We start from the raw sequence: 22,727 nt of genomic DNA on the forward strand, positions 1-22,727 counted from the left end.
CATGACGACCACCACCAAGAACACCGCGACCGACACGGTGCTGGACGCCAGCGGCGTCACCATGCGCTTCGGCGGCCTCACCGCCGTACGCTCGGTCGACCTCACCGTCGGCGCCGGCGAGATCGTCGGCCTCATCGGCCCCAACGGCGCCGGCAAGACCACCTTCTTCAACTGCCTCACCGGGCTGTACGTACCGACAGAAGGCCAGGTCAAGTACAAGGGCACCGTTCTGCCGCCCAAGCCCCACCTCGTCACCAAGGCAGGCGTCGCCCGCACCTTCCAGAACATCCGGCTCTTCGCCAACATGTCGGTCCTGGAGAACGTCCTCGTCGGACGCCACACCCGGACCAAGGAGGGCCTCTGGTCCGCCCTGCTGCGCGGCCCCGGCTTCAAGAAGGCCGAAGCCGCCTCGCACGAGCGGGCCATGGAACTGCTGGAGTTCATCGGCCTGGCGCACAAGGCCGATCACCTCGCCCGCAACCTCCCCTACGGCGAGCAGCGCAAGCTCGAAATCGCACGAGCCCTGGCCAGCGAGCCCGGCCTGCTGCTCCTCGACGAGCCCACCGCCGGAATGAACCCGCAGGAGACCCGGGTCACCGAAGAACTCATCTTCGCCATCCGGGACCAGGGCATCGCCGTTCTCGTCATCGAGCACGACATGCGCTTCATCTTCAATCTGTGCGACCGCGTCGCCTGCCTGGTCCAGGGCGAGAAGCTCGTCGAGGGGACGGCCGCGGTCGTCCAGGGTGACGAGCGCGTCGTCGCCGCCTACCTCGGTACGCCCTTCGAAGGCGCACCGGGCGCAGCCGAGGTCGCCGAAGTCGAGGCGGCCGAAGCACAGAGCACCACCAGCACGGAAGGGGAAACCCAGTGACCGCTCTGCTCGAGGTCGAAGACCTCAGGGTGGCCTACGGCAAGATCGAAGCCGTCAAGGGCATCTCCTTCAGCGTCGAGGCCGGCCAGGTCGTCACCCTCATCGGCACCAACGGTGCGGGCAAGACCACCACCCTGCGGACGCTGTCCGGGCTCCTCAAGCCCTCCGGCGGCCGGATCATCTTCGACGGCAAGCCGCTGAGCGGCGTTCCGGCCCACAAGATCGTCTCGCTGGGCCTGGCCCACTCGCCCGAGGGACGGCACATCTTCCCGCGGCTGACGATCGCCGAAAACCTCCAGCTCGGTGCCTTCCTGCGCACCGACAAGGCGGGCATCGAGAAGGACATCCAGCGCGCCTACGACCTCTTCCCGATCCTGGGAGAGCGCAGGAAGCAGGCGTCCGGCACCCTCTCGGGCGGCGAGCAGCAGATGCTGGCGATGGGCCGTGCGCTCATGTCGCAGCCGAAGCTGCTGATGCTGGACGAGCCGTCGATGGGTCTCTCCCCGATCATGATGCAGAAGATCATGGAGACCATCGTCGAACTGAAGTCCCAGGGCACCACCATCCTGCTCGTCGAGCAGAACGCCCAGGCCGCCCTCTCGCTGGCCGACCACGGCCATGTGATGGAGGTCGGCGAGATCAAGCTGACGGGCACCGGCCAGGACCTGCTGCACGACGAGAACGTCCGCAAGACGTATCTCGGCGAGGACTGAGCCGTACGCATACGGAGAGGCCCGCACCCCGAGCTCGGGGTGCGGGCCTCTCCGTATGCTCCGTATGCCCTACTCGCCCTTCGCGGCCTTCTTCTCCTCGGCGTCCTCGATGACCGCCTCGGCGACCTGCTGCATCGACAGCCGCCGGTCCATCGAGGTCTTCTGGATCCACCGGAACGCCGCGGGCTCCGTCAGCCCGTACTGCGTCTGCAGAATGCTCTTCGCGCGGTCGACCAGCTTCCGCGTCTCCAGCCGCATGGAGAGGTCCGCGACCTCCTGCTCCAGCGCCTTCAGCTCGGCGAACCGGGAGACGGCCATCTCGATCGCCGGCACGACGTCGCTCTTGCTGAACGGCTTCACCAGATACGCCATGGCTCCGGCGTCCCGGGCCCGCTCCACGAGATCGCGCTGCGAGAACGCGGTCAGCATCAGGACGGGGGCGATGGACTCCTCGGCGATCTTCTCGGCCGCGGAGATCCCGTCGAGGACGGGCATCTTCACATCGAGAATGACCAGATCGGGGCGGTGCTCCCGGGCGAGCTCGACGGCCCGCTGACCGTCACCGGCCTCGCCGACGACCGCGTAGCCCTCTTCCTCGAGCATCTCTTTGAGGTCGAGCCGGATGAGCGCCTCGTCCTCGGCGATCACGACGCGGGTCGTCAGCGGAGGGACGTGCGACTTGTCGTCATCGGCGACGGGCTGGGGCGAGTCGGGGGCGGTCACGGGACTCCTCGTTCAGGGCATGTGCAGCTCTCCATGAGCCTACCCAGCTACGGTAAGGTGGTGCTGCAGCAGGTCGGGGAAAACCTTTGATTCTGCGAGCCCCGGTAGCCCAATTGGCAGCAGGCAATGGATTCAAAACCCATACAGTGTCGGTTCGAGTCCGACCCGGGGCACCTTTTCTTCGATTCCAAGGTCACCTAACTTTTGGGGATCTTCACTCACGTCAGTGAACCTCGCTTCGATGCGACGTCTGCCCTCCGAGATCACGGCAGGGTCGGCCACATGTACGACCTTGATACGCGCAAGCGGACCCTCGCGCTCGTAGCCCAGGGGCGCAGCCTGAACTCCGTAAGCAAGCAGACGGGCATATCGCGGGCCGCAATCCGCGAGTGGCAGACCCGGATCGAGCCACGTCCACGCATGCTCAGGCAGATCGACCGGTGCCCAAGATGCGCAGCCCGGCCGGGAATACCGGCGAACCAGGCCGCGTACGCCTATCTACTGGGCCTCTACCTCGGCGACGGGTGCATCAGCCCCCATCCGCGCGGCAGCGGCTACTACCTGCGCGTCGCGTGCGCCGACGCCTGGCCGGGCCTGATCGACCAATGCCGCGCCGCCATCACGACCGTCCGTCCGGAGAGCCGGGTTTGCATCCTTCAGAAGCAGGGATGTGTGGCGGTCACCAGCTACAGCCAGCACTGGCCATGTCTCTTCCCGCAGCATGGCCCCGGCAAGAAGCACGAGCGCTCCATCGTCCTCGAACCCTGGCAACAGGAGATCGTGGACGCGCACCCTTGGGAGTTCGTCCGCGGCCTCATCCACTCCGACGGATGCCGGAACATGAACTGGACCACTCGCCTCGTCGGCGGCGAGCGGAAGCGCTACGAATACCCCCGCTACTGGTTCACCAACGTCTCGGACGACATCCGACAGCTCTACACCGACACTCTCGACAAGCTCGGCATCGAGTGGAAGCACTGCACCCGCGCAGGAAAGCCGTACAACATCTCCGTCGCCAAGCGCGCGTCCGTCGCGCTGATGGACGCCCACATCGGGCCGAAGTACTGATCACCTCGGCCCGAGAGACGTACCCGCCACCTACTTCGGGCTGTCGTCCTCGCCGATGTGGTGTACCCGTACGAGGTTCGTCGAGCCCGCTACCCCGGGCGGGGAGCCGGCCGTGATGACCACGATGTCGCCCTTTTCGCAGCGGCCGATCTTCAGCAGCTCCTCGTCGACCTGGGCCACCATGGCGTCGGTGGAGTCGACGTGCGGACCGACAAAGGTCTCCACGCCCCAGGTGAGGTTGAGCTGGGAGCGGGTGGCCGCGTCCGGTGTGAAGGCCAGCAGCGGGATCGGCGAGCGGTAGCGGGACAGCCGCCTGACGGTGTCGCCGGACTGTGTGAAGGCGACCAGGAACTTCGCGCCCAGGAAGTCGCCCATCTCGGCTGCCGCTCGGGCCACCGCGCCGCCCTGTGTACGGGGCTTGTTGCGCTCTGTCAGCGGCGGCAGGCCCTTGGCGAGCACGTCCTCCTCGGCCGCCTCGACGATGCGGCTCATCGTCCTCACCGTCTCGACGGGGTATTTCCCGACGCTCGTCTCGCCCGACAGCATCACGGCATCGGTGCCGTCGATGACGGCGTTGGCGACGTCGGACGCCTCCGCGCGCGTGGGGCGGGAGTTGTCGATCATCGAGTCGAGCATCTGGGTCGCGACGATAACCGGCTTGGCATTGCGCTTGGCGAGCTTGATGGCACGCTTCTGGACGATCGGCACCTGCTCGAGGGGCATTTCCACGCCGAGATCGCCGCGGGCGACCATGATGCCGTCGAAAGCGGCCACGATGTCGTCGATGTTCTCGACGGCCTGGGGCTTCTCGATCTTGGCGATCACGGGAAGTCGGCGGCCCTCCTCCGCCATGATGCGGTGCACGTCGTCGACGTCGCGTCCGCTGCGTACGAAGGAGAGGGCGATGATGTCGGCGCCGATACGCAGGGCCCAGCGGAGGTCTTCGATGTCCTTCTCGGAGAGCGCGGGCACGGAGACGGCCACGCCGGGGAGGTTGAGGCCCTTGTGGTCGGAGACCATGCCGCCTTCGACGACGGTGGTGTGGACCCGGGGGCCGTCGACCGCGGTCACCAGGAGGGCGACCTTGCCGTCGTCGACGAGGATGCGCTCTCCGGTGGTGACATCGGCGGCGAGGCCCTGGTAGGTGGTGCCGCAGATTTCGCGGTCGCCTTCCGTCTCCTCGACCGTGATGGTGAATTCATCGCCGCGTTCAAGCAGTACGGGTCCCTCGCGGAAGCGTCCGAGTCGGATCTTCGGACCTTGAAGGTCGGCGAGTACGCCGACACTGCGGCCCGATTCGTCGGAGGCTTTGCGTACGCGCTGGTAGCGCTCCTCGTGCTCGGCGTAGGTGCCGTGGCTGAGGTTGAAGCGGGCGATGTCCATTCCGGCTTCGACCAGTGCCTTGATCTGGTCGTATGTGTCGGTGGCGGGCCCAAGAGTACAGACGATCTTTGCTCGGCGCATGATTCGAGCGTAGGGCTTACCGGCCGGTAGAGAATTGGCCGCGCATGACTACTCAACAACCTTTACGTGAAGCCTTATTGACAAGTGTTGAATTGCGCGCGGGGGCGCTCCGATGAGCATTTCAGTCGCTGGAGCACGCCCCCGTCACAGCTGCGGCGGCGTCATCGTAAAGCGGGCGTTGACCTGGGCGTAGACGGTCTGGCGCTGCGGCTCCAGATCGAGGGCCGGGGCCATCTCGGCGCTGTCGGTGCCGCCGTATGCGGCCATGCGCATGCCACCGGGCGTCGGAGGCAGTCCGTACGCGACGGCGTTCTCCGCGCCGAGATCGGCCAGCTCTACCAGAGCGGCCAGCCGCGCACCCAGGGCCTCGGCGTACTCGCGGGCTCGCTGGACGGCCTCCTTCACCGCCTGGCGGCGGGCCTCGCCATGGGCCGGCGAGTCCGGGCGCAGGGCCCACCAGGGGCCGTCCACTCGGGTCAGCTCAAGATCCGCGAGGCGTGTGGTGAGCTCGCCGAGCGCGGTGAAGTCGCTGAGCTCGGCGGTGATGTGGACGCGGCCGTAGTAGGCGCGGACGCGTTCGCCGCGGCCGTGCCGCGTGAGCTCCGGAGTGATCGAGAAGGCGCCGGTCTCCAGCTTCTCCACCGATTCGCCGTAGGACTTGATCAGGTCAAGGACCGCGGAGTTGCGGCGGGTGAGGTCCTCCAGCGCGCTGCGCCGGTCCGTGCCGCGCGCGCTGACCGCGACGCCGATCCTGGCGATCTCGGGGTCGAACTCCAGGCGCGCCTCGCCGCGCACGGCGACGCGCGGCGTCTCCGGTGTGCCGTACGGCGCGGCGGTGTTGGGTGCGTCGGTGGTCACGGGAGGCTCCCTCGTACTTCGTGGTTGTGCCGGCGGACGTCATGGACACTCTCGCATCCCGGGCGGGACAACCGGCGGACACCAGATCGAAACCCGCGAGGGGTGTTGCCGGATACTGCTCCTGCGTCAGAATCTACGCGCGTTGTGCACCGATACGAGGGAGACGAAATGCCGCTGAACCGTAGGACGTTCCTGGAGCGGTCGGCCGCCGCCGGGGCCGGTGTGGCCGTCGCGGGCGCCACCGCCCTGCCCGCCGGGGCGGCCGAGCAGGGCCACAGCCACGAGCGTCCGCCGAAGCGGTACTCCTTCACCGTCATGGGCACCACGGACCTGCACGGCAATGTCTTCAACTGGGACTACTTCACGGACAAGGAGTTCGACGACAAGACCCACAACGACGTGGGCCTGGCGAAGATCTCGACGCTCGTGGAGAAGATCCGCAAGGAGAAGGGCCGGCGCAACACGCTCCTCATCGACGCCGGTGACACCATCCAGGGCACCCAGCTCTCGTACTACTACGCCAAGGTCGACCCGATCACGGCCAAGCGCGGTCCGGTGCACCCGATGGCGCAGGCCATGAACGCGATCGGCTATGACGCCGCGGCGCTCGGCAACCACGAGTTCAACTACGGCATTCCGGTGCTGCGCAAGTTCGAGGAGCAGTGCGACTTCCCGCTGCTCGGTGCGAACGCGCTGGACGCCAAGACGCTCCGGCCGGCCTTCCGCCCGTACAGCATGCACCGGCTGCGCACGCCCTGCGGCCGCGATGTGAAGCTCGCCGTCCTCGGCCTCACCAACCCCGGCATCGCCATCTGGGACAAGGCCAACGTCCAGGGGAAGATGACTTTCCCGGGTCTGGAGGAGCAGGCCGCGAAGTGGGTGCCGAAGCTGCGCTCCATGGGCGCGGACGTGGTGATTGTCTCCGCCCACTCGGGCTCCAGCGGCACGTCCTCCTACGGTGACCAGCTCCCGTACATCGAGAACGCCGCCGGTCTGGTGGCGGAGCAGGTGCCCGGTATCGACGCCATACTCGTCGGCCACGCACACACCGAGATCGCCGAGTACTTCGTCGCCAACAAGGAGACCGGCAAGAAGGTCGTGCTCTCCGAGCCGCTGAAGTGGGGCCAGCGGCTCACGCTGTTCGACTTCGACCTGGTGTGGGAGAAGGGCCGCTGGACGGTCGAGAAGGTCGGCGCGCAGGTCCTCAACTCCAACACGGCCGATGAGGACCCGAAGATCACCGGGCTGCTCGGCGACGAGCACAAGAAGGTCGTCGCGTACGTCAATCAGGTCATCGGCACCTCCACCACCGCGATGACCACGGCCGACGCGCCGTGGAAGGACGAGCCGATCATCGATCTGATCAATCACGTCCAGGCGGAGACGGTGAAGGCGGCGCTGGCCGGCGGCCAGTACGCGACGCTGCCCGTCCTCTCGCAGGCGTCCTGTTTCTCGCGCACGGCGGCGATCCCGGCCGGCCAGGTGACCATCAGGGACGCGGCCGGGCTCTATGTCTTCGAGAACACCCTGGAGGCACGGCTGCTGACGGGCGGGCAGCTCAAGGACTATCTGGAGTTCTCGGCGCGGTACTACGTGCAGACGCCGGCCGGCGGTCCCGTCGACACCGCCAAGCTGACCAACGCCGACAACACTCCGGACTACAACTACGACGCGGTCTCGGGTCTGACGTACGAGATCGACATCGCCAAGCCGGCGGGTTCGCGGATCGTAAATCTGTCCTTCGACGGCAAGCCGATCGACGTGGCGGCGCAGTTCGTGCTGGCCGTCAACAACTACCGGGCGAGTGGCGGCGGGAATTTCCCGCATGTCGCCAAGTCCCAGCAGTTGTGGGCGAATTCGGAGGAGATCCGGAACACGATCATCAACTGGGTGAAGGCGAAGGGCACGGTCGACCCCGCGCAGTTCGCGGCCGTGGGCTGGAAGCTGACCCGGGACGGCGCGCCCGTCTTCTAGTGGTTTCGTCGCGAGGCGTTCAGTTTCCCCGGGCGAGGGGCGTCAGCTCCGGCGCCGGTGCGGGGATGCCGGGCGCCTCGCGTCGTTCCAGGCCGAAGCTGGTGAAGGCGGTGCGGCGCGGCAGCGGGTAGGGCTCCTTGCCGGTGAGGGAGTTGAGGATGCTCGCGCTGCGCCAGGCCGCGAGGCCGAGGTCGGGGGCGCCGACGCCGTGCGTGTGCCGTTCGGCGTTCTGTACGTATACGGAGCCGGTGACCGAGCCGTCGAGGACGAGCCGGAAGTGGTCGTCGATGTGCGGTCGGCCTACCGCGTCGCGGCGCACATACGGGTCGATACCGGCGAGCATCCGGTCGAGCGGGCGCTCGCGGTAGCCGGTGGCGAGGACCACGGCGTCGGTGGTGAGGCGGGAGCGGGTGCCCTGCTGGGCGTGCTCGAGGTGGAGTTCGACCTTGGTGGTGGCGACGCGGCCCGCGGTGCGTACACAGACGCCGGGGGTGAGGACGGCGTCGGGCCAGCCGCCGTGCAGGGTGCGGCGGTAGAGCTCGGCGTGGATCGCGGCGATGGTGTCGGCGTCGATGCCCTTGTGGAGCTGCCACTGGCGCGGGACGAGCGCGTCGCGGGTCCGCTCGGGCAGGGCGTGGAAGTAGCGGGTGTAGTCGGGCGTGAAGTGCTCCAGGCCGAGTTTGGAGTACTCCATCGGCGCGAACGCCTCGGAACGGGCCAGCCAGTGGATCTTCTCGGCTCCTTCGGGCCGGGCGCGCAGCAGATCGAGAAAGACCTCTGCGCCCGACTGTCCCGAGCCGATGATCGTGATGTGTTCGGCGGCCAGCAGCCGCTGCCGGTTGTCGAGATAGTCCGCGGCGTGGATGACCGGGACGGCGGGGGCTTCGGCGAGCGGTTTGAGCGGCTCGGGGATGTACGGCTCGGTGCCGACGCCGAGCGCGATGTGCCGGCTGTACGCGCGGCCCAGCGCCTCCGCCCCGCCGTCGGCGTCGAGCTGGGTGAAGTCCACCTCGAAGAGGGAGCGTTCGGGGTTCCAGCGGACGGCGTCGATCTGGTGGCCGAAGTACAGGCTCGGGAGATGGTCGCTGACCCAGCGGCAGTAGTCGTCGTACTCGGAGCGCTGGATGTGGAACCGCTCGGCGAAGTAGAAGGGGAAGAGCCGGTCCCGGGCGCGCAGGTAGTTGAGGAACGTCCAGGGGCTGGCCGGGTCGGCGAGGGTCACCAGATCGGCGAGGAAGGGGACTTGGAGCGTCGCGCCCTCGATCAGCAGGCCGGGGTGCCAGTGGAAGGCGGGCCGCTGCTCGTAGAAGGTGGCGGCGATACCGCCGGGGACGCGGTCGGCGAGCGCGGCGAGGGAGAGGTTGAACGGGCCGATACCGATGCCCACGAGGTCTTGGGGCTGGGCGCGTTCGGTCGGGGGCGTGCCGGTCATCGGGGGGTGCTGCCTTCCGCGAGTTCGATCAGGACTTCTTGGATCAGAGCTGCCAGGTCGCCGGGGGTGGCGTGGGGGTTGAGGAGGGTGGCCTTGAGCCAGAGGCGGTCGTCCACGCGTGCCCGGCCGAGGACCGCGCGGCCTTCGGCGAGGAGCGTGCGGCGGATGTCGGCGGTCTGTTCGTCGGTGGCTGTGACCGGTCGGAACAGGACAGTGGAGAGCGTGGGCCGCTGGTACAGCTCGAGGCCGGGGGTCTGCTCGATGAGGTCGGCGAAGTGGTGGGCGGCGGCGCAGGTGCGGTCGACGAGTGCGCCGAGGCCGGTGCGGCCCAGCGCTCTGAGGGTAACGGCGATCTTGAGGATGTCGGGGCGTCGGGTCGTACGCAGGGAGCGGCCCAGCAGGTCGGGCAGGCCGGCTTCGGTGTCGTCGTCGGCGTTGAGGTAGTCGGCGATGTGACCGAGTGGGGCGAGGCAGGCCCGGTCCGCTACGGCGAGCAGACCTGCGGCGACCGGCTGCCAGCCCATTTTGTGCAGATCGATGGTGACGGACTGGGCTCGGTCCAGGCCGTTCAGCAGGGAGCGGCGGGACGCGCTGAAGAGCAGCGGTCCGCCGTAGGCCGCGTCGACATGGAGCTCGGCGCCGTGCCGCTCGCAGAGGTCGGCGATCTCGGGCAGCGGATCGATTCGCCCGGTGTCGGTGGTCCCCGCGGTGGCGGCGACGAGGAGGGGGCCGTACAGATCGGTGAGGGCGTCGTCCAGGGCGGCGAGGTCGATGGTGCCGGAGGGGGCGGGGACGGTGACCGGCTCGGGCAGGCCCAGCAGCCAGGCGGCGCGGTGTACGGAGTGGTGGGTGCCGGCTCCGCAGACGACCTGGACGGCGCCGTGGCGTTCGCGGGCCAGCAGCAGGGCGAGCTGGTTGGACTCGGTGCCGCCGGTGGTGACCAGGGCGTCGGGGTCGGGCCCGCGCGGGTAGACCTCGGCGGCGAGGGTGCGGGTGGCGGCGGCCTCCAGCTCGGAGGCGGCGGGGGCCTGGTCCCAGGAGTCCATGGAGGGGTTGAGCGCGGACGCGGCGAGATCGGCGGCGACGGCGAGTGCGAGTGGCGGGGTGTGGAGATGGGCGGCGCACAGCGGGTCCGCCGGGTCGGCCGCGCCCTGCGCGACGGCGTGGACGAGGCTGCGGAGGGCCTCTTCGGCGCCGGTGCCGCGCTCGGGGAGCAGCGGCTCGGCGGCCTCGCGCAGCCGCGCGGCGACGGTCTCGGGGCCGCCTGCCGGGAGCGGCCCGCCGCGTTGCGCCGCGCCGTCGTGGAGTGCGTCGAGCACGACGGCGAGCAGCGGCCGCAGGGCGTCGGGTCCTGCGGTGCCTCCGGCGAGGGCCGGGCCAGGGGGCGGCGTACTCATGCGGGGTCCTTCGGGGAGCGCGGAGGTGGCACAACCCCAGGGTGTACGGGTGATCCCGTGGGGTGTCCGCAGAGCTCAACGATCCGAACCCGAAAGTGGTACCGCGTGGGGGAAGGGGGGAGTTGGGGTGGGGGTCGCTGCTATGGCGGACGAGGTTCCGTTTCCCCGTCCCACCCCTTCCCACCGCGCTGATGTGCGGCTCCGCCGCGTGCCGGACGGGCTGGAATTCAGCCCGCCCGGCGATTGATGCAGCCCGCCCGGCGATTGAGGACACGCCCGAGGGGCGTCCGGGGGCGGCAGCCCCCGGCCCACCGGCTACCCGCCGCGTACCGCCAACGCCCGGCGCAGATCGTCGAGTTGGTCGACGAGCTTGCGGCGCAGCGCCGGGATCATCTCCGCGTCGCGCAGACACTCCTCGCCCAGCCCCAGCGTCTCCGCGTCCACGGCGTGCAGCGGGAAGGCGTAGCGGCCCGCGGCATCCGCTATCGCGGGTCCGCGGCGGGCGGCGAGCGCGACCGAGTCCGGGTAGTAGCGGGGCACGTACTCGCGTACCAGATCGGCCTGTTCGGGCTGCCAGAAGCCCTGGGCTGTGGCGGTGAACAGGTAGTTGGAGAGGGTGTCGGAGGTGAAGAGGCGTTCCCAGGCGGCCGCCTTCGCCTCCGGAGTGGGCAGTGCGGCGCGGCAGCGGGCCGCGCCTTCCTGGCCGGTGGCGCTGGGGTCCCGGTCCAGTTCCGCGGCGATCGCCTTGTCGTCGGTCGCGCCGAGGACCGCGAGGCGGTACAGGATGCGCCAGCGCAGCTCCGGGTCGAGCTCCGGGCCGCCGGGCACGCTGCCGTCGCCGAGCCACTCCTGGAGCGTCTCCGGCTGCGCGGCGGCGTCGATGAAGTGGCGTACGGCGGTGAGGCGCAGGCCCTGGTCGCTGCCGTCCTCGGTACGGCGCAGCAGTGCGCGGCAGATGTCCCTGAGTGCGGCGAGGGCGGCGGGCCGGTCCTCGGCGGGGAGGTAGCGGTCGGCGAGCTGCGTCGCGGCGAAGGTGAGGATGCCCTGGACGACTGCGAGGTCCGACTCGCGCGGGAGGTGGGCGCGGGCCGCCTCCAGATAGGCGGTGGGGGCGAGCTCGCCGTCGCGGACCATGTCGCGTGCGGCGTTCCAGACGACGGCGCGGGTCAGCGGGTCCGGGATGCCGGAGAGGGAACGTACGGCCGTGTCCCAGGAGGCGGCGTCCAGCCGGACCTTGGCGTAGCTGAGGTCGCCGTCGTTCAGGACGACGAGGGCCGGGCGGCGGCCCGGGTGGGCGCCGTTCCGGCTCTGCGGGATGTCCAGTTCGATGCGGTCGCGCAGCACCAGCCGGCCCGCGTCCACCGGGTCGGCGTCGTACGTGCCCACGGCGATGCGGTGCGGGCGGCTGCCGTCGTGCGCGACCGTCAGCGACCAACTGCCCTCGGACTCGGCGATCGCCGGGGTGAGGGTGTCGACACCTGTCGTACGCAGCCAGGACTCGGCCCAGCCGTGCACATCTCGGTCGGTGGCATGCGCGAGTGAGTCGATGAAGTCGGCGAGGGTGGCGTTGGAGAACTTGTGCCGGGCGAAGTGGGTGTTGATACCGGCGAGGAAGTCCTTCTCGCCCAGCCAGGCCACCAGCTGGCGCAGCGCCGAGGCGCCCTTGGCGTAGGAGATGCCGTCGAAGTTGAGCATCGCGGACGCGGTGTCGGGGACGGCTTCCGGGTCGGGGGCGACCGGGTGGGTGGAGGGCCGCTGGTCGGCGTCGTAACCCCAGGACTTGCGGCCGATGCCGAAGTCGACCCAGGTGTCGGTGAAGCGGGTGGCCTCGGTGAGGGTCTGGTAGCCCATGTACTCGGCGAAGGATTCGTTCAGCCAGATGTCGTCCCACCACTTGAGGGTGACGAGGTCGCCGAACCACATATGGGCCATCTCGTGGGCGATGACCATGGCGCGGGTCTGCCGCTCGGTGTCGGTGACGGCGGAGCGGTAGATGAACTCGTCGCGGAAGGTGACCAGGCCCGGGTTCTCCATCGCGCCGGCGTTGAACTCGGGCACGAAGGCCTGGTCGTACGAGTCGAAGGGGTACGGCTCCTCGAACTTCTCGTGGTACCGGTCGTAGCACTGGCGCGTGATCTCGAGGATCTCCTCGGCGTCCGCGTCGAGGTACGGCGCCAGCGAGCGGCGGCAGTGGATGCCGAAGGGCAGTCCGGCGTGCTCGCTGCGCACGGAGTGCCAGGGGCCGGCGGCGACGGCGACGAAGTAGGTGGCGAGCGGCGGCGTTTCCGCGCAGGTCCAGCGGCCTTCGCCGTTCGGGGTGGCGATGCCGTTGCCCAGCACGCTCCAGCCCTCGGGCGCGGTGACGGAGAGCTCGAAGACGGCCTTGAGGTCGGGCTGGTCGAAGGCGGCGAAGACGCGCTGGACGTCTTCCATGAAGAGCTGGGTGTAGACGTACGTCTCACCGTCGGTGGGGTCGGTGAAGCGGTGCATGCCTTCGCCGGTGCGGGAGTAGCGCATGTCCGCCTCGACGCGCAGCTCGTGCTCGCCGGCGGTGAGGCCGGTGAGCGCGAGCCGGTTCTCGGCCAGTTTCTCGGGGTCGAGCGGCTGCCCGTCGAGGGTGACGGAGCGCAGTACGGCGGGCTTGAGTTCGACGAAGGTGTCCCCGGCCGCACGTGCGGTGAACTGGATGACGGTTCGGGAGTCGAAGGTCTCCTCGCCGGTGGTGAGATCGAGGTCGATCGTGTACCGCTGGACGTCGAGGAGCTGGGCTCGGGTCTGCGCTTCGTCGCGCGTCAGTACGGGCATGGGGGCCATGCTGCCCGATGGGTCCTGCTCCGCACACGGGGTATTGATTGCGCTGTCAGCGCACGCGCTTCTACGCGCCGGGGGCCTCGACCGGCAGGTCCCGCTCAGTGGCCGCCGCGGCCAGCCGCTTGTCGTAGGTGACGAACGCGGTCAGCGCCTGTTCGAGGTGTTCGGCACACGCGAGGTGGATCGCGTCGAGGCTGCGCAAGTGGCGCTGCGGGAACTGGCCGGCTGCGCGCAGGATCGGGTCGGTGAGACGGATGCGCAGTACGCGGTCGAGCATCTCCTCTGCGGCGTCCCCCACTTCGGGGTCCGCCCCTGCGCGTACGAGTGTGCGGGCCACCTCGGTTTGGGTAAGCGCTGCGGTGACATGGCCTTCCGCGGCCCGTGCGGCCAGAAAGGTGCGCAGCGCGTCCGTCTCGGGCTCGGGGAGGAGCAGCTTCAGCAGCGCGCAGGAATCGAGGTAGATCAACGGTCCTCTTCCTCTCGCATCGCCAGCAGGACCTCGGAGAGCCGGGCGGGCGGACCGGGACGGGCGGCCAGTGGCTGCCAGTCGCCGAGCCCGCGGGCGGATTCGGCGTTCTCCGGGTCGACGGTGCCCGTGCGGACGAGGTCCTCCATCACCCGCTGCTCCGGGTCCGGCGGGGCAAGCACCGCAACGAGCCTGCCGTTGCGCGTGATCTCCACGCGCTCCCCGGCCGCGACCCTCTCGATGAGTTCGCTCGCGTGCTGCTGAAGCTGGCGGATCGGCACTCTTGTGGTCATAGCACCCACGCTACGAGTAGCGTGCGGCACTTTCCAGCAGCGTGCGGCGCTTTCGCCCGTACGAAGTACGCAGGGGCGGTGCGGTCAGGAGCGGGCGATCGTCTCGTGGTGGCGGATGACCTCGGCGATGATGAAGTTCAGCAGCTTCTCGGCGAACGCCGGATCCAGTTTGGCGCTCTCCGCCAGCTGCCGCAGCCGCTCGATCTGGCGGGCCTCGCGGGCCGGGTCGGCGGGCGGCAGATGGTGTCGCGCCTTGAGGTGGCCGACCTGCTGGGTGCACTTGAAGCGCTCGGCGAGCATATGGACGACCGCCGCGTCGATGTTGTCGATGCTCTCGCGCAGCCTGTTCAGTTCGGCGCGTACGGTCTCGTCGGTGTCCCTCGTGCTCATGGTCAGCGAGCTTACGTCGATCACGTGGTGATCGTCGGGGGGTGTTCAGGGTCCGGGATCTGGTTGCTCCAGCCGCCGGGGACGGTGCGGCCCTGCTGCTCACGGAAGCGGATGGGCGCGATGCCGACACGGCGGGTGAACAGCCGGGAGAAGTAGGCCGGGTCTTCGTAGCCGATGCGGCGGGCGACGGCGGCGACGGGCAGTTCGGTGGCCGCGAGCAGTTCCTTCGCGCGGCCGAGGCGGATGCCGAGCAGGTAGTCCTTGGGGCTGCAGCCCGCGCCGCGGCGAACGGCGCTGCGCAGTTCGGCGGGGGTCATTCCGTGCCGGGCCGCGTGTTCGGCGACGGACAGCGGCTGGAAGGCGTCGCGCGCGAGTGCGGTGAGCACCGGGTCGCCCTCGGTGTTGGTGTCGGCGCGGGCGCGGCGCAGGGCGACCAGGAGTTCATGGACGGCGGCGCCGGTCTCGACCTCCAGGAGCGGGTTGCCGCGGCGTGCGGCGCGGGCGATACGGCCGACGGCGGCGCGGGCCCCGGCGGCGTCGGAGAGCGGTACGACGGGCCGGTCCGGCTCGATGTAGCCGAGTTCGGTGTAGGTGGCGGTCGCGGGCCCGGTGAAGTCGACGAAACTCTCGTCCCAGCCGCCTGCCGGATCGGGACCGTAGTGGTGCGGAACGCCGGGCGTGAGCCAGATCAGAGCGGGGGCGGTCACGGTGGCGCGCCGTCCGTCGGGGCCACGGAACCAGCCGCGGCCGGCACTGATCACGACGGCGACATGGTGGTCGAGGGTGCGGGGTCCGACGGTGGGCAGGACACCGTGCTGGAGGCCGACGCCGAGACAGGCCAGACCGAGGCGGTGCTGGACGGGGCTCGGGGTGAAATAGCGCATCCAGGTGTGGTACATCCGCTTCCGTCCTCTCCCTGGGCGCCGGGTGCCGAACCTTGCGTCCGACGTTGCGTCCAAACAGCGCCGATCTTTGTCCATGGACCGGCTCGCCGCCAGGGGGCGATGGTGGGCGCGGGCGCCCGGAGGTGGACCGGGCGCGAAAGGGGGTGGACGGTGGCTGAGTTCACTGTGGGTGATACGGACTTCCTGGTGGACGGGCGGCCCGTGCGGCTGCTGTCGGGAGCGCTGCACTACTTCCGGGTGCACGAGGCACAGTGGGACCACCGGCTGGCGATGCTGCGGGCCATGGGCCTCAACTGCGTCGAGACGTACGTCCCGTGGAATCTGCATGAGCCGGAGCCCGGCCGGTACGCGGACGCCGACGCACTGGGCCGGTTCCTCGACGCCGCACAGGCGGCAGGACTGTCGGCGATCGTGCGGCCGGGGCCGTACATCTGCGCCGAGTGGGAGAACGGCGGGCTGCCGCACTGGCTGACCGGACGGCTCGGACGACGGGTGCGCACGGACGACGCCGAGTATCTGGGGCATGTGGAGCGGTGGTTCACCCGGCTGCTGCCACAGGTGGTGGAGCGGCAGATCGGGCTCGGCGGCCCGGTGATCATGGTGCAGGTCGAGAACGAGTACGGCAGCTACGGCTCCGACCAGGGCTATCTGCGCCATCTCGTGGATCTGCTGAGGGGCTGCGGGGTGACCGTGCCACTGTTCACCTCCGACGGGCCCGAGGACCATATGCTCACCGGCGGCTCGGTGCCCGGGGTGCTGGCAACGGTGAACTTCGGGGCGGGGGCCCGTGAGAGCTTCCGGACGCTGCGCCGCCATCAGCCGCGGGGGCCGCTGATGTGCATGGAGTTCTGGTGCGGCTGGTTCGACCACTGGGGCGGGGAGCATGTCGTACGGGACCCGGCGGATGCCGCGGCAGCGCTGCGCGAGATCCTTGAGTGCGGCGCCTCGGTCAATGTCTATATGGCGCACGGCGGCACGAACTTCGCCGGCTGGGCGGGGGCCAACCGGGGTGGCGGCGCGCTGCACATGGGCGGGCTCCAGCCGGACGTCACGTCGTACGACTACGACGCGCCGATCGACGAGTACGGGCGGCCGACGGAGAAGTTCCGGCTGTTCCGGGACGTGCTCGCGCTGTTCCAGGCGGGTCCGCTGCCGGAGCTGCCGCCGGCGCCCGCCGCTCTGGGTGCGCCGGTGCGGGTGGAGCTCACCGAGTGGGCGCCGCTCGACGAGGTACTGGAGACGCTCGGCGGCGATGAGTCGGAGGGGCCTGTTCCGCCCACGTTCGAGGAGCTGGGCGTGGACCGTGGTCTGGTCCGCTACCGGGTCGGTGTTCCGGGCACGCGGCAGCCGTACCCGCTGGGCGTGTCCGGCCTGCGGGACCTGGCCGTCGTGTATGTCGACGGGGTGCGGGCCGGGGTGCTGAGCGGCGAGGACGCCGCGCTCGAGGAGCCCGTGGCCGGGCCCGCCGCGGTGGAGCTGTGGGTGGAGTCGCTGGGGCGCGTCAACTACGGGCCGCGGACGGGCGAGCCCAAGGGCATAGCGGGAGGTGTACTGCACGAGCGGCAGTATCTGCACGGCGTACGGGCTCGGGGGCTGCGGCTGGATGCCTTCGAGGAGGCGGACGCGGTCGCGAAGGTGCCGTTCCGCGCGCCGGCCGAGGAGGGGTCGACGGGCCTGTACCGCGCTTCGTTCGAGGTGAGCGAGCCCGGCGACGCGTCGCTGGAACTGCCGGGCTGGACACGGGGTTTCGCCTGGGTGAACGGCTTCGACCTCGGCCGATACTGGTCGGCGGGCCCGCAGCACACGCTGTACGTTCCCGGGCCGGTGCTGCGCGTGGGCACGAACGAGGTATGGGTGCTGGAGCTGGAGGCGGCGGGGACGTCCGTCCGTCTGTCTGGGGTGACCTTTTCCCCGGGGCTCCGCCCCGGACCCCGCGCACGGCCGCAGACCGTACGGAGGTCCGGGGCGAAGCCCCGGTAACCAGCGAAGTCCCGGTAACTAGAGGTCTGCCGCCGCGGACTTGATGGCGGCGGCGAAGGTGGACACCTCGGTGTAGACACCCGGGAAGTTGGGCCGTGCGCAGCCCTCGCCCCAGCTCACGATGCCGACCTGGATCCACGCGTTGTTGTTGTCCTTGCGGAACATCGGGCCGCCGGAGTCACCCTGGCAGGTGTCCACGCCGCCCTGCTTGAGCCCGGCGCAGATCTCCTCGCCGGACACGAGTTCGGGGTACGCCTGCTTACAGCTGGCGTCGGAGACGAACGGCACCTGGGCCTTGCGGAGGTAGCGCTGCTGGCCGCCGCCCTCGGTGGCCGCGCCCCAGCCGGCGACCGTGAAGGTGCCGTTGTCGTACGCCTTCGTGTCGGCGATCTTCAGGGTCGGGAGGTCGATGTTCTTGGCGAGCTTGATCAGCGCCCAGTCCTTGCCGGTGCCGTTGTAGCCGGGGGCCTGCAGGACCTTGGTCGACTTGACCTTGATGGCGCTGGAGCTCTGCAGGTCGACGACGCCGGCGGTCGCGGTGATGCTGGTGTTGTTGCCGGAACCGTTCACACAGTGGGCGGCGGTCAGCACTATGTTCTTGGCGTACAGCGCGCCGCCACAGCCCATGGAGAGCCGGACCATGAACGGGAATTCGCCCTGAGCGGCGCGGGTTCCGCCGACGACGGGCGCCGGGGCGGCCGAGGACGAGGTGGGCTGAAGGCTGATGGCGGCGAGGACGACAGCGCCGGCGGCGGCGCATCTCTGGAGCACTCGCACAAACTGCTTCTTCAACGGACTGCCTTTCGTGGGGGGTTGAGATGTACGCCTGCGCCGGAGTCCACCTCAGCATCGCGCGCGCTGTCATGAGCCGGACAAGCGTGATCCGGATTATGAAGAGTGGATCACCACGCCACAAGGAGCAGTTTTCGGCCATGTCACCAGCGAGGATTCGACCTCGCCTCCCCGTACAGTTGGATCGGGCCGACCGTCGTGCATGGGGGGTACGGGCAGTGGTGGCGAACGGCAACGAGGTCGTACACGGCTTTCCGCACCTCGACACCGTGCGGGCGGCAATCACCGCGCTCTACCGACGCCTCTCGCGGGAGACCGTGCTCTCCTACGCCCCGAGCGTCGTCCCGGCCGATGTGGCCTTCTCCGACCAGGACGATCTGCATCTCGGCGCGCAACGCGTCGCCCGCGCCCTGGTCCAGCATCTGCGGCTGCCGGACGCCCGGATGATTGTGAGTTTCCGCGAGATGGACCATGCCGCGAGCGTCGAACTGGCCGCGGGACCGGAGTACTTCATCGAGCTCAACGACCGCTTCCGCACTCATCGCAGGGACATCGGCGCGGCCCTCGCCCACGAGATCATGCATGTGCTGCTGCACCGGATCGACCTGTCCTTCCCCGGCACCCGCGACAACGAGATCCTCACCGACACCGCGACCACGTATCTCGGCGCGGGCTGGCTGCTCCTCGACGCGTTCCGGGAGGACAGCGTCTCCAGCCAGAAGCTCGGCTACCTCACCCCGGAGGAGTTCGGCTACGTCCTCGCCAAGCGGGCGATCGCCTTCGACGAGGACCCCTCCCCCTGGTTCACGAGCCCGCAGGGATACACCGCCTACACCAGTGGCCGCACCCAGGCACTGCGCGACACACAGCAGCCGCCGCTCAAGACCGCGGGCTGGACGGGCCACCTTCGCTACGCCAAGGACCGGCGCTACGCCCGGGAGCACCCGGGCCCCGCCCACGCTGCTGCCGCGTCCCCGTATGCCTTCGAGCGCGGGCCGGACGGGCTGCTCGTCTCCTTCTCGTGCCCCACCTGCCATCAGCGCATCCGGGTTCCCGTACGGGGACGGGTGCGGGTCCGCTGCGGGCTGTGCCGCACGATTCTGGAATGCGACACCTGACCGATCTTCCGTAGTGTCGAATCATGACGAAAGAGCCGACAGCGGGCGCCCGCGAACTGTTCGAGGCGGTGCACGGCGGCGCGGAAGACGCTGTCGTAGGGCTGCTGAGGGCCGGGACCCCCGCCGATGTGACCGACGAGGACGGGCAGACGCCGCTCTATCTGGCGGCGGTGAGCGACGAGGTGGGCATCGTGCGGCTGCTGCTGGCCGCGGGAGCCGCGCCCGAGCGCGCGGGCGGCCCCGAGGCCGGGGACCTGCCGCTGTGCGGGGCCGCGGTCGGCGGACACACCGAGGTGGTACGGGCGCTGCTCGCCGCGGGCGCCAGGCCCGATCTTCCGGAGGCGTACGGCTTCACGGCCATGGTCTGGGCGGTGGGGCAGGGGCACGCCGGGACGGTGGAGGTGCTGCTGGAGTACGGTGCCGACCCCGATCTGCCGGGCCCGAGCGGCGAGCCGCCGCTGGTGCTCGCCGCCCGGCGCGGCTCTCCTTCGACGGTGCGGGCCCTGCTGCGGCACGGCGCCGGCGCGACGGAGGCGGCGCTGGCGGAGGCCGGGCAGTGGCTCGTACGGGATGTGGAGAGGGAGCTGCGGGAGGGACTGCTGCAGGCGTACGGGGTGCGGGACGGCGAGGAGTACGAGACCTTCGCGCGCCGGGTCGAGGAGGACGGCGGGGTGACCGTCGTCGTCGAGCTGCTGCGGGACGGCAGGCCGCTGGCCGGCGCTGAGCAGCAGACCGGCCACGGTGCGATCGCGACGCTGCTGGAAGGCGAGCTGGGGATCCTGACTCCGTATGCGGAACTGGCCGAACGGGCCCTGCGCTGCGGGGATCCCGATCAGGACGACTGGGTCGAGTCGCTGACGGCGCTGTGGAGCCGGGGAGACGAGGAGACCTTCCAGGCGGCGGCCGCGTGGTGCGCGAGCGACGATCCGTTGCGGCAGGCGTTCGCGGCGGATGTGCTGGCGCAACTGGGGTTCGTGGGTCCGGGGCCGGATGAGGACGCCGGGCGGGACGGGGCCGCCGGGCGGGATGCGGACGCCCGGCCCGACGGGTCCGGCCCGCGGCGGCCGTTCGCCGCGCGGGCGTTGCCGCTGCTGCGCGAGCTGTCCCGGGAGGCGCGGGATCCAGAGCTGATCCAGGCGGTCGTCCTCGGTCTCGGGCACCACGGGGATCCGGCCGCGCTGCCCGAGATCCTGCGGCATGCCGGGCATCCGGACGCGGAGGTGCGCCACCGGGTGGCGCTGGCGCTGTGCGGGCTGGTTCCCGGTGGCCATGCGGAGGGCATCGAGGCGGTGATCGCGCTGAGCCGGGACGCGGACACCCATGTCAGGGACTGGGCGACGATGGCGCTGGCGGGCGTTGAGGCCGATACGCACGAGATCCGCGAGGCACTGGCGGCACGGCTCAACGACCCGGACGCGGACACGGCCGCGGAGGCGGCCCGGGGCCTGGCGATGCGTCAGGATCCGCGTGCGGCTGCGGCGTTGGCCAGGATTCTCGCGGACGAGGATCCGGACGGGTATGCCCGGGACACGGCGGTGGACGCGGTGCGGCATCTGCAGGACGTACCGCTCAGGCGTCGGCTGGAACAGACGTCACCGCGCTGCCGCTGACCCGGTTCAGCGCAGCCGTAGTCCGCCGGGTACCCGCTCCTCGATGATCTGCGCCAGCCAGTCGAATACGGTCGCGCCACGACCGGCCTCCGCCTCTTCCAACTCCGCCTGGATGGCGGCCCTGTTCAGCGGATGGCCGCGCTCCAGCCGCAGCCGCAGCTGGCGTACGGTCTCGTCCCGCCCGAGCGCCCGGCGGGAGAGCTCGTGGTCGCGCCACTCGATGACGAAGTCGCCGTCGTCCGGCGTGCCGAAGCCGCCGCTGAGGCAGTCGGCGAAGGCGTCCAGATTCCGGCCGAAGTATCCGCCGGACCCGTTCACGGCTTCGCCGATCACCCGCCAGAAGCTCTCCAGGCCGGTGACCTCCGCCCCGTCGATCACATAGGTCTTCGTCACGGGGCGGAGGATACCGGCTCAGCAGCCGTAGTCGACGAGGTCGAACGAGGCGTAGTGGTCGGCGGTGTAGTAGTCCTCCTGGGCCGCGTTGCCCGTGACGATACGGCGGGCGCCGCGGGTGGAGGAGCCCGGCGTCTTGACGGTGTACTCGTGGTAGTAGCCGGACGAGTGTGACGGCAGGACGCCTTCGCGGTTCGAGAAGACTGTGCCGTCCTGGCTGTACGGGAACGGCCCGCCGGACTCGATCAGGTCGAGCGTGTCGTGCGCCTGGGAGGGGAGGTCGGAGTAGCAGATGTCACCGACCGTGGCCACGGTCGTGGGCGCGGCCGTGGCCTGTCCGCCGATGAGGAGGGTGGAGGCGAGGGCGGCGATGCCGCCGAGAGTGGCGATACGTGGGGGGGATTCGCATACCGACATCATGACGCGCGTAGACATGAACGCGTCAACCCCAACGTCCTTGAGTTTTCTACAAGTTAACCTGGGTGGACTCCAGACTCCGGGGCTGTGAAGGACCTGGCGCCCGGCACGGCCGAGCCCCCGGGCCGGCGGCATCGTCACCGCTCCTGCCCGCGCCATCACCGAGCCCCGTAGACCGGTTGCGGAGTCTCGGCGTCCGCCAGCAGCTTCAGCGCGGCCTGGCCCGCTTCGGAGGGAGTCCAGCGCGTTCCCTTGTCCGCGGTGGGTCCCGGCCGCCAGCCCTCCATGACAGTGATACGGCCCGCCTCGGCCTCGAAGACCCGGCCGGTCACACCCGTACCGGCGGCGGAGCCGAGCCAGACGACGAGCGGCGAGACATCCTCGGGCAGGGCGGAGAGGCCGGCGAAGGTCTCCTCGGTCATACGGGTACGGGCCGCCGGCGCGATGGCGTTGACCTGGACTCCGTACCGGCCCATCTCCGCCGAGGCGACCAGCGTCAGGCCGATGATCCCGGCCTTGGCGGCCGCATAGTTGCCCTGGCCGACACTGCCCAACAGCCCGGCTCCGGAGGTGGTGTTGACCACCCGGGCCGCCACCGGCCGACCCGCCTTGGCCTCGGAACGCCAGTACGCGGCGGCATGCTTGAGCGGCAGGAAGTGGCCCTTCACATGCACCCGCATGACGGCGTCCCAGTCGTCCTCGTCGAGGTTGACGAGCATCCGGTCGCGCAGAAACCCGGCGTTGTTGACGAGGGTGTCGAGGCGGCCGTACGACTCCAGCGCTGCGGCGACGAGAGAAGCGGCACCGTCAGTCGTGGCGATGTCGCCGCCGTGCGCCACCGCGGCACCGCCCGCCGCCGTGATCTCGTCGACGACCTGCCGGGCCGGGCCCGCGGAGGAGCCCGCCCCGTCCGGTCCGACGCCGAGGTCGTTGACGACGACCTTCGCCCCCTCGGCGGCGAAGGCGAGCGCATGGGCCCGTCCGAGACCGCGCCCGGCACCCGTGACGATGACGACGCGTCCTTCGCAGATTCCGGTTGTCCCAGTCAT

General features: G+C 70.0%; 21 protein-coding genes and 1 tRNA gene. 8 read left to right on the forward strand and 14 right to left on the reverse strand.

Annotation, left to right across the window (positions count from 1 at the left end):
- The first annotated feature begins 1 nt into the window (after position 1).
- Positions 2-874 carry an ABC transporter ATP-binding protein gene (locus tag OG735_RS10860; RefSeq protein ID WP_327328273.1) on the forward strand — a complete coding sequence of 291 codons (873 nt, stop codon included), beginning with the start codon at positions 2-4 and terminating at the stop codon, positions 872-874.
- A complete protein-coding gene (locus tag OG735_RS10865; protein ID WP_327322933.1) occupies positions 871-1,587 on the forward strand; it encodes an ABC transporter ATP-binding protein in 717 nt (238 codons plus the stop codon). Before OG735_RS10860 ends, OG735_RS10865 begins: the two co-directional genes overlap by 4 nt.
- 69 nt (positions 1,588-1,656) lie before the next feature.
- On the opposite strand, the gene OG735_RS10870 is transcribed toward OG735_RS10865, so the two are convergent.
- On the reverse strand, positions 1,657-2,310 hold the full coding sequence (locus OG735_RS10870; RefSeq protein ID WP_327322934.1) for an ANTAR domain-containing response regulator: 654 nt from the start codon (positions 2,308-2,310) through the stop codon (positions 1,657-1,659).
- A gap of 98 nt (positions 2,311-2,408) precedes the next feature.
- Here OG735_RS10870 and OG735_RS10875 point away from each other — a divergent pair.
- Positions 2,409-2,483 (forward strand) — tRNA-Leu (locus OG735_RS10875).
- Positions 2,484-2,592: 109 nt separating this feature from the next.
- Positions 2,593-3,378 carry a transcriptional regulator gene (locus OG735_RS10880; protein WP_327322935.1) on the forward strand — a complete coding sequence of 262 codons (786 nt, stop codon included), beginning with the start codon at positions 2,593-2,595 and terminating at the stop codon, positions 3,376-3,378.
- A 30-nt stretch (positions 3,379-3,408) separates the two neighbouring features.
- On the opposite strand, the gene pyk is transcribed toward OG735_RS10880, so the two are convergent.
- Together pyk and OG735_RS10890 are read right to left on the reverse strand one after the other, a co-directional pair.
- Positions 3,409-4,842 carry a pyruvate kinase gene (gene pyk, locus OG735_RS10885; protein ID WP_327322936.1) on the reverse strand — a complete coding sequence of 478 codons (1,434 nt, stop codon included), beginning with the start codon at positions 4,840-4,842 and terminating at the stop codon, positions 3,409-3,411.
- Between the two features lie 144 nt (positions 4,843-4,986).
- Positions 4,987-5,700 (reverse strand): SIMPL domain-containing protein, encoded by a 714-nt coding sequence (locus tag OG735_RS10890; protein WP_327322937.1) that lies wholly within the window; start codon positions 5,698-5,700, stop codon positions 4,987-4,989.
- 168 nt (positions 5,701-5,868) lie between these two features.
- Here OG735_RS10890 and OG735_RS10895 point away from each other — a divergent pair, with 168 nt between their 5' ends.
- Entirely contained in the window at positions 5,869-7,674 is a 1,806-nt protein-coding gene (locus tag OG735_RS10895) for a bifunctional metallophosphatase/5'-nucleotidase (protein WP_327322938.1), read from the forward strand.
- 19 nt (positions 7,675-7,693) lie between these two features.
- Here the strand turns inward: OG735_RS10895 and OG735_RS10900 are convergent, their stop codons facing one another.
- The 7 genes from OG735_RS10900 to OG735_RS10930 form a co-directional block, all read right to left on the reverse strand.
- The gene (locus tag OG735_RS10900) at positions 7,694-9,106 is read right to left on the reverse strand and encodes a lysine N(6)-hydroxylase/L-ornithine N(5)-oxygenase family protein (protein WP_327322939.1); all 1,413 of its coding nucleotides are present in this window, start codon (positions 9,104-9,106) and stop codon (positions 7,694-7,696) included.
- A complete protein-coding gene (locus OG735_RS10905; protein WP_327322940.1) occupies positions 9,103-10,503 on the reverse strand; it encodes a pyridoxal phosphate-dependent decarboxylase family protein in 1,401 nt (466 codons plus the stop codon). Before OG735_RS10905 ends, OG735_RS10900 begins: the two co-directional genes overlap by 4 nt.
- A 315-nt stretch (positions 10,504-10,818) precedes the next feature.
- Positions 10,819-13,308, reverse strand: a complete 2,490-nt coding sequence (gene pepN / locus OG735_RS10910) for an aminopeptidase N (RefSeq protein WP_327322941.1) — start codon at positions 13,306-13,308, stop codon at positions 10,819-10,821.
- 70 nt (positions 13,309-13,378) lie between these two features.
- Complete coding sequence (locus OG735_RS10915) at positions 13,379-13,780, reverse strand: type II toxin-antitoxin system VapC family toxin (protein ID WP_327322942.1); 402 nt, start codon at positions 13,778-13,780, stop codon at positions 13,379-13,381.
- The gene (locus OG735_RS10920) at positions 13,777-14,073 is read right to left on the reverse strand and encodes a type II toxin-antitoxin system Phd/YefM family antitoxin (protein ID WP_327322943.1); all 297 of its coding nucleotides are present in this window, start codon (positions 14,071-14,073) and stop codon (positions 13,777-13,779) included. Before OG735_RS10920 ends, OG735_RS10915 begins: the two co-directional genes overlap by 4 nt.
- Before the next feature lie 84 nt (positions 14,074-14,157).
- On the reverse strand, positions 14,158-14,463 hold the full coding sequence (locus tag OG735_RS10925) for a chorismate mutase (protein WP_327322944.1): 306 nt from the start codon (positions 14,461-14,463) through the stop codon (positions 14,158-14,160).
- A gap of 20 nt (positions 14,464-14,483) precedes the next feature.
- On the reverse strand, positions 14,484-15,362 hold the full coding sequence (locus OG735_RS10930) for a helix-turn-helix domain-containing protein (RefSeq protein WP_327322945.1): 879 nt from the start codon (positions 15,360-15,362) through the stop codon (positions 14,484-14,486).
- Positions 15,363-15,518: 156 nt separating this feature from the next.
- On the opposite strand from OG735_RS10930, the gene OG735_RS10935 reads away from it, so the two are divergent.
- Positions 15,519-17,348 carry a glycoside hydrolase family 35 protein gene (locus OG735_RS10935; protein WP_327322946.1) on the forward strand — a complete coding sequence of 610 codons (1,830 nt, stop codon included), beginning with the start codon at positions 15,519-15,521 and terminating at the stop codon, positions 17,346-17,348.
- An 18-nt stretch (positions 17,349-17,366) separates the two neighbouring features.
- Here OG735_RS10935 and OG735_RS10940 read toward each other — a convergent pair whose 3' ends face one another.
- A complete protein-coding gene (locus OG735_RS10940) occupies positions 17,367-18,125 on the reverse strand; it encodes a S1 family peptidase (protein WP_327322947.1) in 759 nt (252 codons plus the stop codon).
- Positions 18,126-18,361: 236 nt separating this feature from the next.
- Between OG735_RS10940 and OG735_RS10945 the strand changes: the two genes are divergently transcribed.
- Positions 18,362-19,258, forward strand: a complete 897-nt coding sequence (locus OG735_RS10945; protein ID WP_327322948.1) for a hypothetical protein — start codon at positions 18,362-18,364, stop codon at positions 19,256-19,258.
- A 23-nt stretch (positions 19,259-19,281) separates the two neighbouring features.
- Complete coding sequence (locus OG735_RS10950; protein ID WP_327322949.1) at positions 19,282-20,868, forward strand: ankyrin repeat domain-containing protein; 1,587 nt, start codon at positions 19,282-19,284, stop codon at positions 20,866-20,868.
- A 6-nt stretch (positions 20,869-20,874) separates the two neighbouring features.
- Here the strand turns inward: OG735_RS10950 and OG735_RS10955 are convergent, their stop codons facing one another.
- From OG735_RS10955 to OG735_RS10965, 3 genes are all read right to left on the reverse strand, one after another.
- Positions 20,875-21,261, reverse strand: coding sequence for a barstar family protein (locus OG735_RS10955; protein ID WP_327322950.1), 387 nt, complete (start codon positions 21,259-21,261; stop codon positions 20,875-20,877).
- A gap of 18 nt (positions 21,262-21,279) precedes the next feature.
- Positions 21,280-21,696 (reverse strand): ribonuclease, encoded by a 417-nt coding sequence (locus OG735_RS10960; protein WP_327322951.1) that lies wholly within the window; start codon positions 21,694-21,696, stop codon positions 21,280-21,282.
- A gap of 140 nt (positions 21,697-21,836) precedes the next feature.
- Complete coding sequence (locus OG735_RS10965; RefSeq protein WP_327322952.1) at positions 21,837-22,727, reverse strand: SDR family oxidoreductase; 891 nt, start codon at positions 22,725-22,727, stop codon at positions 21,837-21,839.

Origin of the sequence: Streptomyces sp. NBC_01210 (assembly GCF_036010325.1) — a bacterium.
In the GTDB taxonomy this organism is placed as follows: domain Bacteria; phylum Actinomycetota; class Actinomycetes; order Streptomycetales; family Streptomycetaceae; genus Streptomyces.

What these genes read in the sequence shown, in the direction of transcription:
- OG735_RS10880 (WP_327322935.1), top strand. Translation starts at nt 2,593, where the DNA reads ATGTACGACCTTGATACGCGCAAGCGGACCCTCGCGCTCGTAGCCCAG.
- pyk (WP_327322936.1), bottom strand. Translation starts at nt 4,842, where the DNA reads ATGCGCCGAGCAAAGATCGTCTGTACTCTTGGGCCCGCCACCGACACA.
- OG735_RS10960 (WP_327322951.1), bottom strand. Translation starts at nt 21,696, where the DNA reads ATGTCTACGCGCGTCATGATGTCGGTATGCGAATCCCCCCCACGTATC.
- OG735_RS10965 (WP_327322952.1), bottom strand. Translation starts at nt 22,727, where the DNA reads ATGACTGGGACAACCGGAATCTGCGAAGGACGCGTCGTCATCGTCACG.
- OG735_RS10860 (WP_327328273.1), top strand. Translation starts at nt 2, where the DNA reads ATGACGACCACCACCAAGAACACCGCGACCGACACGGTGCTGGACGCC.
- OG735_RS10950 (WP_327322949.1), top strand. Translation starts at nt 19,282, where the DNA reads ATGACGAAAGAGCCGACAGCGGGCGCCCGCGAACTGTTCGAGGCGGTG.
- OG735_RS10905 (WP_327322940.1), bottom strand. Translation starts at nt 10,503, where the DNA reads ATGAGTACGCCGCCCCCTGGCCCGGCCCTCGCCGGAGGCACCGCAGGA.
- OG735_RS10900 (WP_327322939.1), bottom strand. Translation starts at nt 9,106, where the DNA reads ATGACCGGCACGCCCCCGACCGAACGCGCCCAGCCCCAAGACCTCGTG.
- OG735_RS10895 (WP_327322938.1), top strand. Translation starts at nt 5,869, where the DNA reads ATGCCGCTGAACCGTAGGACGTTCCTGGAGCGGTCGGCCGCCGCCGGG.
- OG735_RS10925 (WP_327322944.1), bottom strand. Translation starts at nt 14,463, where the DNA reads ATGAGCACGAGGGACACCGACGAGACCGTACGCGCCGAACTGAACAGG.
- pepN (WP_327322941.1), bottom strand. Translation starts at nt 13,308, where the DNA reads ATGCCCGTACTGACGCGCGACGAAGCGCAGACCCGAGCCCAGCTCCTC.
- OG735_RS10930 (WP_327322945.1), bottom strand. Translation starts at nt 15,362, where the DNA reads ATGTACCACACCTGGATGCGCTATTTCACCCCGAGCCCCGTCCAGCAC.
- OG735_RS10920 (WP_327322943.1), bottom strand. Translation starts at nt 14,073, where the DNA reads ATGACCACAAGAGTGCCGATCCGCCAGCTTCAGCAGCACGCGAGCGAA.